The organism is Melittangium boletus DSM 14713 (assembly GCF_002305855.1).
Classification (GTDB): Bacteria; Myxococcota; Myxococcia; order Myxococcales; family Myxococcaceae; genus Cystobacter; species Cystobacter boletus.
On record NZ_CP022163.1, the window covers coordinates 4,536,698 to 4,548,932 of the forward strand.

9 protein-coding genes and 1 pseudogene are annotated in these 12,235 nt (G+C 69.1%); 4 read left to right on the forward strand and 6 right to left on the reverse strand.

The genetic code is table 11. The features are described 5' to 3' along the window. The first annotated feature begins 90 nt into the window (after nt 1–90). The 3 genes from MEBOL_RS19125 (at nt 91) to MEBOL_RS19135 (ending at nt 4,630) form a co-directional block, all read left to right on the forward strand. Nucleotides 91–1,692 (forward strand): golvesin C-terminal-like domain-containing protein, encoded by a 1,602-nt coding sequence (locus tag MEBOL_RS19125; protein WP_095978793.1) that lies wholly within the window; start codon nt 91–93, stop codon nt 1,690–1,692. A gap of 175 nt (nt 1,693–1,867) precedes the next feature. After that, nucleotides 1,868–3,496: an N-acetylmuramoyl-L-alanine amidase gene (locus MEBOL_RS19130; RefSeq protein ID WP_095978794.1), complete on the forward strand. Its 1,629-nt coding sequence runs from the start codon at nt 1,868–1,870 to the stop codon at nt 3,494–3,496. Nucleotides 3,497–3,508: 12 nt separating this feature from the next. Beyond that, on the forward strand, nt 3,509–4,630 hold the full coding sequence (locus MEBOL_RS19135) for an LpqB family beta-propeller domain-containing protein (RefSeq protein ID WP_095978795.1): 1,122 nt from the start codon (nt 3,509–3,511) through the stop codon (nt 4,628–4,630). On the opposite strand, the gene MEBOL_RS19140 is transcribed toward MEBOL_RS19135, so the two are convergent. The 4 genes from MEBOL_RS19140 to MEBOL_RS19155 form a co-directional block, all read right to left on the reverse strand. Then, the gene (locus MEBOL_RS19140) at nt 4,608–5,447 is read right to left on the reverse strand and encodes a carboxypeptidase regulatory-like domain-containing protein (RefSeq protein ID WP_170115545.1); all 840 of its coding nucleotides are present in this window, start codon (nt 5,445–5,447) and stop codon (nt 4,608–4,610) included. The genes MEBOL_RS19135 and MEBOL_RS19140 overlap by 23 nt on opposite strands. Nucleotides 5,448–5,609: 162 nt before the next feature. Next, the gene (locus MEBOL_RS19145) at nt 5,610–6,656 is read right to left on the reverse strand and encodes a hypothetical protein (RefSeq protein ID WP_095978796.1); all 1,047 of its coding nucleotides are present in this window, start codon (nt 6,654–6,656) and stop codon (nt 5,610–5,612) included. A 91-nt stretch (nt 6,657–6,747) separates the two neighbouring features. Then, a complete protein-coding gene (locus MEBOL_RS19150; RefSeq protein ID WP_095978797.1) occupies nt 6,748–7,419 on the reverse strand; it encodes a DsbA family oxidoreductase in 672 nt (223 codons plus the stop codon). 121 nt (nt 7,420–7,540) lie between these two features. Then, nucleotides 7,541–8,578: an ATP-grasp domain-containing protein gene (locus MEBOL_RS19155; RefSeq protein ID WP_095978798.1), complete on the reverse strand. Its 1,038-nt coding sequence runs from the start codon at nt 8,576–8,578 to the stop codon at nt 7,541–7,543. 68 nt (nt 8,579–8,646) lie between these two features. On the opposite strand from MEBOL_RS19155, the gene MEBOL_RS19160 reads away from it, so the two are divergent. Beyond that, nucleotides 8,647–10,095 (forward strand): sigma 54-interacting transcriptional regulator, encoded by a 1,449-nt coding sequence (locus MEBOL_RS19160; RefSeq protein WP_095978799.1) that lies wholly within the window; start codon nt 8,647–8,649, stop codon nt 10,093–10,095. A 26-nt stretch (nt 10,096–10,121) separates the two neighbouring features. Here the strand turns inward: MEBOL_RS19160 and MEBOL_RS19165 are convergent, their stop codons facing one another. Next, on the reverse strand, nt 10,122–10,697 hold the full coding sequence (locus tag MEBOL_RS19165) for an imm11 family protein (RefSeq protein WP_095978800.1): 576 nt from the start codon (nt 10,695–10,697) through the stop codon (nt 10,122–10,124). 15 nt (nt 10,698–10,712) lie between these two features. Beyond that, nucleotides 10,713–12,086, reverse strand: a pseudogene (locus tag MEBOL_RS19170) (AHH domain-containing protein). Nucleotides 12,087–12,235: the final 149 nt, after the last annotated feature.

The following is a 12,235-nucleotide window of genomic DNA, read 5'->3' on the forward strand; positions in this document are numbered from 1 at the left end:
TTGAAAGTAAAGCGGACTTTTCCCGTGGAAGCGGAAAATGTATGGTGTTGGATGCCGTCCCCTCCCATCCCCTCGCAGAGGAGTGCCCGTATGCGTCCGTTCCGTCAGCCACTGGTGGCCGCCACCCTGGCGTTGTCCCTGGCCGCTTGTGGCCCGCAGGAGTCCCTGGAAGCCGCCGCGCCCTCCTCCGTGGAAGACGCGCGCACTCCCGCGCAGCGCGAGGCCGAGCGCACGCCGTATGAATTGGACGCGGCGTTCGCCCGGGCCGGCCAGGACTTCCAGGTACCGGCGGAACTGCTCAAGGGCATCGCCTACGCGGAGACGCGCTTCGAGATGATCCAGGGCCACCAGGAGTTCGAGGGTGTGCCGGCGGCCTCGGGCCTGATGGCGCTGCGGGGCGACAACCTGACGGAAGGTGCGCGGTTGGCGGGAGTGAGCGTGGAGGAGGCGCGCACCCAGCCGGAGGCGAACATCCGGGCGGCGGCGGCGCTGCTGTCGCGGTGGGCCCAGGCGGAAGGCATCGCGCGCGAGGACGTGGGCGCGTGGGCTCCGGGGGTGGTGAAGCTCAGCGGCATCACGAACCCCGAGGCGCAGGCGCAGTACGTGCACCGAGAGGTGTACGGGGTGATGCGCTCGGGCGTGGTGGCACAGACGCCGGCGGGCGGCGTGGCGGTATCGCTGATGCCTGGCGAGGTGCGGGCGAAGTTCGCCTCCCCGAGCGTGCACGCGATGGCGGCGGGTCCCGACTACGCGTCGGCCGTGTGGCGCGCCTCGCCCAACTACAACGCGCGGCCCACGGGCTCGGGCGGCGGCGTGCAGGTCATCGTCATCCACACGTGCGAGAGCAGCTACGCGAGCTGCTGGAGCTGGCTGGTCAACACCGAGTCCGGCGTGAGCGCGCACTACGTGGTGAACGAGAGCGGCAGTGAAATCTCCCAGCTGGTGCGCGAGTCGAGCCGCGGCTGGCACGTGGGCGCCACGTACGTCAGTTCGCTCAACGGCGGCCAGATGACCCATCTGGAGGGCACGTCGGTGAACAACTTCGCGGTGGGCATCGAGCATGGCGGCTCGGCCAGCCAGTCGAGCTTCCCGGCGGGGCAGATCGAGGCCTCGGCGAAGCTCACGTGCGACATCTCGCGCGACAACAGCGTGCCGCGCGACGGCTACCACATCGTGGGCCACGGCAAGCTCCAGCCCTACAACCGCACGGATCCGGGTCCCAACTGGCCGTGGAGCTCGTACCTCGCCCGGGTGCAGGAGCTGTGCGGGGACGCGCTCATCATCGACAGCAACAACGACTACAACGACGCCTCCAAGGGCTACATCCAGGTGTCGAGCAACTGGACGTCCTCGGCGAGCGTGGCGGGCTACTACGGCTCGGGCTACTGGTACGCGAGCACCCAGGCCATCTCGGACCCGGCGACGTTCTCCTTCTACCTGTCGGCGGCGGGCACCAAGACGATCGACGCCTGGTGGACCTCGGGCACGGATCGCTCGACGGCGGCGCCCTTCCTCGTCCTGGACGCCAGTGGCAAGCAGCTGGCCAAGGTGGTGGTGAATCAGCAGACGGGGGGCGGCACGTGGAACACGCTCGGCACCTACGCGTTCCCGGCCGGGTGGAACAAGGTCCAGCTCAGCCGCTGGACCACCACGGGCTCGGTGGTGATCGCCGACGCACTCCGCGTGCGCTGACACGTGTCTCTTCGGTGGATCGGCTTCGCACTCTGGGTGGAGGGCCGATCCACTGAAGTCTTTTCTCTGAAGACAAGAAAAACTGGCTTCCCTTGGGATCCAGGACAAGGCATTTTGACGGGCCCTCGCCCCCTGGAGGGGGCCGAGTCGCCGTCCATCCCCAAGGAGTGCTCGCATGCGCCCGTTCCGTCAGCCACTGGTGGCCGCCGCCGCCCTGGCGTTCTCGCTGTCCGCCTGTGGCCCGCAGGAGTCCGTGCAGTCCCCGTCCAGTGCCGTGGAAGACGCGCGCACCCCCGAGCAGGCGGAGGCCGAGCGCACGCCGTATGAGCTGGACGCGGCATTTGCCCGGGCTGGCCAGGACTTCCAGGTACCCGCGGAGCTGCTCAAGGGCATCGCCTACGCGGAGACGCGCTTCGAGATGATCCAGGGCCACCAGGAGTTCGAGGGCATGCCGGCGGCCTCGGGTCTGATGGCGCTCCGGGGTGACAACCTGACGGAAGGCGCGCGGTTGGCGGGAGTGAGCGTGGAAGAGGCGCGCACCCAGCCGGAGGCGAACATCCGGGCGGCGGCGGCACTGCTGTCTCAGTGGGCCCAGGCGGAAGGCATCGTGCGCGAGGACGTGGGCGCGTGGGCTCCGGTGGTGGTGAAGCTCAGCGGCATCACGAACCCCGAGGCGCAGGCGCAGTACGTGCACCGGGAGGTGTACGGGGTGATGCGCTCGGGCGTGGTGGCACAGACGCCGGCGGGAGGCGTGGCGGTGTCGCTGCTGCCGACCGAGGTGCAGGCGAAGTTCGCCTCCCCGAGCGTGCACGCGATGGCGGCGGGCCCCGACTACGCGTCGTCCATCTGGCGCGCCTCGCCCAACTACAACGCGCGGCCCTCGGGCTCGGGCGGCGGCGTGCAGATCGTCGTCATCCACACGTGTGAGGGCAGCTACTCGAGCTGCTGGAGCTGGCTGACGAACTCGGCCTCCGGCGTGAGCGCGCACTACGTGGTGAACGAGAGCGGCAGTGAAATCTCCCAGCTGGTGCGCGAGTCGAGCCGCGGCTGGCACGTGGGTGCCAACTACAGCCCCAGCCTCAACGGGGGCGTGCTGTCCAACCTGAGCGGCACGTCGGTGAACAACTTCGCGGTGGGCATCGAGCACGGTGGCTCGGCCAGCCAGTCGAGCTTCCCGGCGGGGCAGATCGAGGCCTCGGCGAAGCTCACGTGCAACATCGCCAAGGACAACGGCATCACCATCGACAGCTACCACATCGTGGCGCACGGCAAGCTGCAGCCGGCCAGCCGCACGGATCCGGGTCCCAACTGGCCGTGGAGCTCCTACATCAGCAAGGTGAAGGGCTACTGCGGCTCCGGTGGCACGACGCCTCCCCCGAGCGGCGGCCTCATCATCGACAGCAACAACGCCAACAACGACGAAGCCAAGGGCTATGTCGAGATGTCGGGCTCGTGGGCTCGCACGACGTCGACGGCGGGCTACTACGGCTCGGACTACTACTACGCCAGCACCCAGGCCATCTCGGACCCGGCGACGTTCTACTTCTACGCGTCCGCGGCGGGCACCAAGACGATCGACGCCTGGTGGACGGCGGGCACCAACCGCTCTCCGGCGGCGCCCTTCATCTTCGTGAACGCCGCGGGCACCACCGTGGCCACCCCGAAGGTGAACCAGCAGGTGGGCGGCGGTGCCTGGAACACCATTGGCACCTTCGCCGCCACGGCGGGCTGGAACAAGGTGCAGCTGAGCCGCTGGGCCACGGAAGGCTACGTGGTCGTCGCGGACGCCATCCGCGTGCGGTAGTGATGAGGCGTGATGACGCGTGAGTGGCTGAAGCGCTGGGGACGGGGTGGGGGGCGGCGGTGGGCCGTGCTCGCCCTGGCCCTGGCTGGATGCGGCAAGGTGGGCGGGTGCGGTGCTTCCGGCCCCCTGTCCGAGTCGGAACGGCGCTCCCTGCCGGGCGTCATCGCCTTCGTGTCGGAGCGGGCGCCCCAGCGCGATGTCTGGCTGGTGCGGCCCTCCACGGGCGAGGAGACTCAACTCACGCGGGGTCCCGAGGATGAGTACCCCGCCGCGCCGTCTCCGGACGGCTCGGCGGTGATGGTGGTGGCCTCGGCGGAGATGCAGGGGCTGCACGTGGAGCAACTGCGGCTGGCCCCGCTCGATGGCGGCCCCGTGGTGAACGTGACGCCGCCCCGCTCACGGGCGCGCAACCCGAGCTGGGCGCCGGATGGCCGCTGGTTCGTGGTCGAGTCGGATGCCCAGGGTTTCAGCGACGTGGTGCGGCAGGCGCCGAGCGAGGGCGCGGAGGTGCTGCCGCTGGCCACGGCGCGCGAGGGCAACTTCGAGCCGAGCGTGTCCCCGGATGGAACCCAGGTGGCGTTCGTGTCCAGCCGCTCGGGGGACCCCGAGGTCTACGTGATGAAGGCGGATGGCTCGGACGTGCGCCAGCTGACCACCTTCCACAGGGAGGACATGGCGCCGCTCTGGAGTCCCGATGGCCAGTGGATTTCGTTCCTGAGCGACCGGGAGGGCCGCGTGCGGCTGTTCGTGGTCAAGCCGGACGGGACGACGCTGCGCGCGGTGTCCGGGAAGGCGAAGCTGGGCGAGGAGCGCGAGCCCGCGTGGAGCCCGGATGGGCGCAAGCTGGTCTTCGTGGCGCCGTCCAAGGCCAAGGACGCTCAGGGCACCCAGGCGCGCATCTGGTTGGTGGACCTGGCGGGCGGCGGCGAGCCGGTGGCGCTGACGGACGGCAAGGCCGTGGATGATCAACCGGCGTGGAGTCCGGACGGCAAGTACCTGGTGTTCGCCTCGGACCGGCTGGGAGACGTGGAGCTGTTCCTGATGCGGGCGGATGGGAGCGGACAGACGCGGTTGACCACGTCCCCGGGCGCGGATTGGCTGCCGCGCTGGTTCACTCCGCCGGGTGGAAGGTGACGACGAGCGCGGCGCCCGGGGCGGCGCCCACGTTGCGCTTCATGTAGACCTTCTCGCCCTTCACCGCGAGCTCGAAGACCTCCGGCGCCGTGCCCGAGTGCACGTAGACGAAGAGGCCCGTCTCGCTCGTGAGCTTCTGGTCGGCGCTCTGGAAGTCCGCGCTGGGGTAGTAGATGTGCGCGGTGACGCCGTTGTTCTCACCCACCAACCGAGCGCCCGCGCGGGGCGCGCCGGACGCGTCCACCACGCGGCCGAGGATGAAGCCCGCCTCCTTCAAGGTGCCCGCCCGTCCTTCGCTCCGGGTCCGGATGGCCTTCTCGCCCACCGCGTGCGTCAGGGCGTCATGGAAGGCATCGGGCAGGGCCCAGACGCGCGTGCCGACGAGATCCAGGGTCGGCCGCGTGCGCGTGAAGACGGTGTCGAAGAGGATGGTGGAGCTGCGCACGAAGCCCTCGTGCTCCAGGCGCGCGGCGAGGCTCAGGTGGATGCCATTCACGGCCACGCCGGGCACGGAGAAGCCTCCGCCGCTGTCCACGACGCCCTGGGCGAGCACGGCGTGCTCGTCATTCACGCCCACGCCCAGGGGCTCCTCGAGCGTGAGGGTGAAGCCCTCGAGCACGGGCGTGCCCTGGCCCTGGGCCGCGAGCAGCCGCATGGCCTCGGGATACACCTCGGCCTGGCCGGAGACGGTGATGGTCGGGTTGTCCGGATCGATCGCCGTGCCCGTTCCGTCGGACTCCGGCTCCAACCCGGGACCACAGGCGGCCGGGGCGAGACCCAGAAGCGCGCAACAGAGGATGACAGTCGGACGTTTCATGACTGAGAGCCAAGCTCTCCATGCCTCGGCGCGTTGGCAATCCACCCCCCAGGTCCGAAGTGTCGACGGGCGGACGGGCTCGCTGAAGACACCGAAGGCCGCCTCCCCGCCTCGGAATGAGGAAGGAAGCGGCCTTCACGAGGACCCCACGCTCAGGCGTCGTTAACGGCTGCCCCACCCACCACTGCCCCGGCTGCTGCCACCGCGAGAGGAGCCACTGTCACGCGAGCCCCTGTCACGGGACGGCGAGGAGCCACTGTCGCGGCCGCCGCCGCTGCCCCAACTCCCACCGCTGCTGCCTCCGCCGCGGGACGGGGGCGGCGTGGAGGGGCTGCTGCTCCCGCTCCCCGAGCCCCAGCCGCCGCCGCGGCCGGGAGAGGACGAGCCCCCCGGGTTGTTGTCCCGGTCGGGACGGCGTCCCGGCGGGTCCGTGTTCGGGTTGCCCGGCGTATTCGGAGGAGGCGTGGGCGGGGTGGAGGGACTGCCGCCGCCCGGGGGGGACGGAGGCTGATTCGGGTTGCCGCCCCAACCGCCGCCGCTCGGGGGCCGCGAGCCGGAGCCCGTGCCCGGAGGCGGCGAGCCCCAACCGCCTCCCGAGTCGTTGCCCGAGGGCGGACGCGTGCCGTGGCCCGAGCCCGGGGGCGGACGGTTGGGGGAGCCCGAGTCCCAGCCGCCGTCACGCGGACGCGACGGCGGAGGCGCGGAGGGCGAGTGGCCGCCACGGGGCGGGGGCGCGGGCGTGGCGTCGTGCGAGTTGCCCCACCCACCGGAGCGCGGGGGCGGCTGGTAATTGCTCGGCCGGGGCGCGGGCCGGTAGTTGTTGTAGACGTACACCGAGCGGCCGCGGTCCCAGTTGTACGTGCTGCCCGCGTAGGTGCGCGGGAAGTAGTCGTGGTGGTGGCGGCCGTGCAGGTAGCAGGTGTCGCCGCTCGGACCCGGGTGGTAGTCGTAGTACCAGACTTGGCGCGGACCCCGGTAGACGTACACTTGGTTGGAATAGGTGTACGTGTTGACGTCGACGGGCACGTAGTCGTGCACATGGTCGTACGAGAGGGTGCACCAGCCCCCGTACGAGTCGGGGTGCTCGCCCATGTAGCGGTATTCGTAGGTGCTCACCGTCGAGTAACCGGCACGGTGGTGGGCATGGACGACACAGCCCGAGCCCATGAGCAGGGCGGTCGGCAGAGCGAGGACGAGCAGGGGACGCATGAGGGTTCTCCAGGGCCGGTGACGAGCCCACCCGGCGCATTTCATCACGGCAACACGGGGATGGACGCGGGCTGGGTGCGGAAATTCAACCTCAGTGCACCACGCGCTCGCTGGAGCCCGGGCGGGGGGTGTACAGCTTGCCCAGGCACGAGAGGATGTGCTCGCGGTACTCGCTCACCTCGCGCAGGCCGCACACCATCCATCGGCCCGCGATGACGAGCGTGGGCACGCCCCGCACGCCCCGGCTCGAGGCCAGCTCGTGCTCGTCGAGGATGAGCTTGCGCGTGTCGTCCGAGTGGTACGCCGCCGAGAAGGGCCCCATGTCCAGGCCCACGCGGCTGGCCAGCTCGAAGATGACGTCCGTGCGCGTCACGTTGATGCCCTGCTCCAGGGCGGCGTGCTGCATCATCCGCGCGAGCTGGGCGCGCGCCGTGGGCCCCTGCAGCCGCGCCGCTTCCAGCGCCATCAGCGCCGGGATGCTCGAGCGCGGCGCGTCTCCTCCCCGCCACAGCTCCGTCGTGAGCTGCCGCGCCACGGGCTCCGGCTCCTGCCGCGCCCGCTCCACCTCCGCGCTCAGCCCGCGCAGCTCCTTCTCCGTGGGCCGCTTGTCCTGCACGCGCAGCGGATAGGGTCGCACTCGCCAGCGGATGATGTCGCCGAACTCGTGTTTGAGGGTCTCCAGCCGCAGGTCGGCCAGATAGCACCAGGAGCACAACACATCCTGGTAGACGGTGATCCGCAGGGGCTTGGAGGCGGGCTTCATGCGAGGGCGCCCAGACTACGAAGGCCGCGCTCCTCTTGCCAATCCCCTCCAATCCACCCCCACCGAGCCCATTCCCAGGAGGGCCAGGCATGGGGCTTGGCCGCCCGCCTGCCCTTTCTTCCTACAGCGTCGGCCGGATGAGCGTGGCCATCCGCTGCCGCTCGGAGAGCCTCAGCGCGTGGTCGATCATCTCTCCGGCGATGTCCTTCTTCGTCGCCTGCTCCAGGCCCTCGAAGCCCGGACTGGAGTTGAGCTCCATCAGGCGCGGGCCCTTGCTTCCATCCAGCATGTCCACGCCCGTGATCTCCAACCCGAGCAGGCGTGCGGCCTTCACCGCCACCTCGACGTAGGAGTCGGGCAGTTGCACGGACGTGCCTTCGCCGCCGCGATGGATGTTGGAGCGGAACTCGCCCTTCTTGGCCCGTCGCCGCATGGCCCCCACGACCCGGTCCCCCACCACCAGGGCCCGCACGTCCTGGCCCTTGCTCTCGGCGACGAACTCCTGGAGCACCACTTCCTGCCCCAGGTCCCAGAAGGTATTGACGATGGTCTGCACCTCCTGGATCGAGTGGGCGATCATCACCCCCACGCCCTGGGTGCCGCGCAACAGCTTGATGATGACGGGCAGTCCGCCCACTTCCCGCACGAGCGTGCGGACGTCGCTGCGGTCGTGCGCCATCACCGTCCGGGGCACATCCAGCCCCGCGCGGCACAGCAACTGGAGCGCCCGGAGCTTGTCGCGGCTCTGGGCGATGGCCGCGGCGCTGTTGAGCACCGGTACCCCCATCATCTCGAAGTGATTCACCACCGCCAGGCCGTAGCCGGTGATGGAGGCGCCAATGCGCGGAATCACCACGTCCACGCCCTTGATGTCCACGCCCCGGTAGATCATCCGTGGGTGGCTGGGGGCGAGCACCATGTTGCAGCGCAGGGTGTCGAGCACCAGGGGCCTCTGCCCGCGCTGCTTGATGGCCTCCACGAGCCGACGCGTGGAGTACAGCGAGCGTTTGCGCGAGAGGATGACCACCGTCTTCTTGGCCCTCGGGCGGCGGGGAGGCGACGGGGTGGCGGATGCGGACCGGGGCTCCGCCTCGCGCGTCGGGGCCTTGTCACGGGCCCGGACGGACGCCTTCTTGGTCGACACCTTCTTGGCGGGCATGGGGGGGCGGGACCCTACCACGGACGTGTCCGGGCCGCGTCCGTGGTGTTTGCTATCATCCATTCCGCATGAGTTCCCACGAACCCAATCCGGACGATGTCCTCACCAATCCGGGGGACAGCGGGCTCGACTCCGTCCTCATCCCCGAAGCGGGCGGCGTCGGCTCGGGCACGGAAGTCCTGGTGTTGCAGCCCCAAACCACGCTCAAGCTGCGCCGCTGCCGCCTGCAGGTGACGGCGGGGCCGGACGAGGGCCGCTCCCTCGTGTCCGACAAGGAGCGCCTGCGCTGTGGGGCCCACTCCTCCAACGACCTGGTGCTCGCCGAGGACCGCGCCGTGAGCCGCCACCACTTCGAGATCCTCACCACCGAGCGGGGCTGGCTCCTGGTGGACCTCAACTCCACCAACGGGACCTTCCTGGACGGGCGGCGCGTCGAGCGCGCCTACCTGTCGCCGGGTGCCCAGGTGCGCGCGGGCTCCTCCCAGCTCTCCTTCACTCCCATCGACGAGGAGGTGACGCTGGAGCCCGACGGCGAGGGCGAGCTCGGGGGGTTGGTGGGCGAGAGCGTGCGCATGCGCCAGGTCTTCGCGCTCATCAAGAAGATCGCCCCGCTCGACGTGTCCGTCATCGTCGGGGGGGAGACGGGCACGGGCAAGGAGCTGGTGGCGCGCGCCATCCACGAGCGCAGCAGCCGGGGCAAGGGCCCCCTGGTGGTGCTCGACTGCGGCGCCATTCCGCCCGAGCTCATCGAGAGCGAGCTGTTCGGCCACGAGAAGGGCGCCTTCACCGGAGCCATGACGGCGCGGCCGGGGGCCTTCGAGCGGGCCCATGGCGGCACCATCTTCCTGGACGAGCTGGGCGAGCTGCGGCTGGACCTGCAACCCAAGCTCCTGCGCGTGCTGGAGAACCGCGAGGTGCGGCGCGTGGGCGGCAACGACGTATTGGAGGTGGACTGCCGCGTCATCGCCGCCACCAATCGGGACCTGGTGAAGGAGATCGCCGCGGGCAACTTCCGCGAGGACCTCTTCTTCCGCTTGTCCGTCATCCACCTGCAACTGCCGCCCCTGCGCGAGCGCCGCGAGGACATCCCGCTCATCCTCAAGCGCGCCCTGGCGGACCCGGAAGTGCTCGCCCGCCATGGCCGCAAGCACATCACCCCCGAGGCCCAGGCGCTGCTGATGGCCTACGACTGGCCGGGCAACGTGCGGGAGCTGGTGAACGTGCTCTCGCACGTGCTCGCCTTCAGCGAGGGCGAGGACGTCCTTCCCCAGCACCTGCCCGCCCGGCTGCGGGGCCAGGCGCGCGAGCTGCCCCTGCCCTTCAACGAGCACCTGTCCTTCAAGGACGCCAAGGAGCAGTTGCTGGAGAACTTCGAGCGCGAATACGTCAACCGCGTCCTCTCGCGCTGCGAGGGCAACCTGTCACGCGCGGCCCGCGAGAGCGGCCTGCACCGCAAGTCCATCGAGCGGCTGGTGAAGAAATACCAACTGGATGCCAAGGGAATGAAGCCTCGTTGACGCCGTGTGAAGGCCCCAATGGGGCGTTATCCCGTCACGTCCGTGAACCGCGTGCCCGTGATGCCCGCGCGCTCCAATGCGTCCTTGATTTCCTCGGACACGAGCAGGGCCACGGTCCAGCCCCAGGGTCGTAAGACCTCGGCGTCTCCCACCGTTTCAGGAGCGATGCGCATTCCGGAGACCGAGGCGTACGTGCCTGTCTTCTCGGGCATTCCATCCTCTGGGGTCCAGTACCGCACCTCCTCGCATGCTGCATCATCGATGCACTTCACCAACCGCGTGGCGTTGAGAATGAAGTGCGGAGCGGACTGGGAATCGATCTCCACTGGGATGAGCTGCACGTCGTCGGGTGCCTTGCCGGTGAAGATGGACGCCGCTCTGGCATGGACGACGGGAATGCTGAACGCCGCGTGGGAGTAGTCGAGCGGCTCGCCAGAGAGCTTGATCGGAATCCGGACATATTCGTCCTCGTGGGTTCGTTGCCCGAGCCTGAACCGCCAGGGATCCTCGAGCTTCCGGCCTTCATGGTCGAGAGGGTGCCCCAGTTCCCAACGGCCCGAGCGGTACACATCATCGGACAATTTGAAGAAGCGCTTCGGCATGAGGTTCTTCTTCCTTCATTCGCTCCGGGTGACCCACCTATTGAGCCGGGTGCCTTTCGTCGTGAACTCCCTCGCCAGCACACCGAGCATCTTCGTCAGCGCCTCTCGGCAGCGTTCGATGCTTCTACAAGACGAAGTGGCCTGGTCCAGTCTCTCGTAGATTTCCTCATGGTACTCCCTGGGGTGTGGCCCTCTGTGGCCCGGGACGCGAACCTGGTTCGCCGCATCGTCGAGTGGCATACCCGCCCGATCGAAGATTTCCTGATACCTCGGTGTCCAGGGCCCTCCGTTGTGGGTGGACGCGCTGAACTTGTTGGAGGCGATGTGGTGCCAGGGGCCCTCCTCGTCCACGGGCGCCGTGCTTCCGGCGCTCATGCCTTGTGCCGTCATGGCCAGTGCACCGGGCGCGAGCGCGATGGTGATGACTCCCTTGGCGGGGATGGCCACCGAGACCACTTCCGTGATCGCCGTGAGCCGGAAGCCTCCCTTGGTGCTGGCCAGCCGCACCGCCTGTGCGGAGCCTGGGAGGCCCGGCGCCTTGGTTGCCAGCCCCGCGGTGCTCCCCATGGCGGCGGTGGCGAGCATGACGAAGACGCGCGCCGCGTTCTCGCCCATGACCTTGCCGTACGTCTCGCCCGCCGTACGCACTTCATTGAAGGTCGTGGCGACCGCTATCTCCTTGGCGAGCTGCCGCCAGCCGGTGAGCAGGTTCCAGACGGTGTCCACGCCGAGATAGGCGAAGAGATACATCGTCAGGGTCGCCGCGACGCCCTTACTCACCGGCTCGGGTAGGAGCCATAGGCCGAGATACACCGTCATGGCCGTGAGGATGCTGTTTCGCACCGCCACCGGATCCACCATCGTGCCCAATGCTTCCTGGGTCTCTTTCAAGACCGAGTCCATGGCGAACTGGAGAGCCAGGGTGCGTTTGCCCTCCTCGTCGATCGTGGGACCCTCTTCCAATAGATGCAGACAGTCTCCGACGTGCCGCGTCCGCTCGCACCAGCGGCCATAGGCTCGCGTCAGTTCGGAATCCGCATCGGGTCTCTACGCATCGTTCAGTTGAACGTGGCCGCTGGGCGGGTTTGGCCGGGGGCCCACGGACACGAGACCGATGTGCCCCCGTACGTGCGTGTACGCATCATCCGAAGGGGGCTGGAATAACCGACGAGCATCGGACCGTGGTCGTGCGGACCGGGGTACATCTTCGCCCAGCCTGGCCACGGCCTCCTTGAACTCGTCTTTGTTCAACTCCACCGGCTCGGCATCAGCGCGTGGGGTGAACACGATGGGCTTGCCCTGGCCCGTGTCCAATCGCACCACTCTCGTGGCACTCCCGCATCCAGCCATGAGCACGAGCAGCAGCAGAACAGTCCCTCGTGGCGGCATGCGGAGCCCTCCTGGTCCTGGTGCGTAGAACGTTCAGGATTGTACTTGGAGAATTCCTTCCCAGGCGGGAGACGAAGAACCCAGATGGGCGCGTTGTGCCGTCAGCCGGGGGCACATCCTCCGAGGCGGTCTGGGCCCCCATTGAAGCC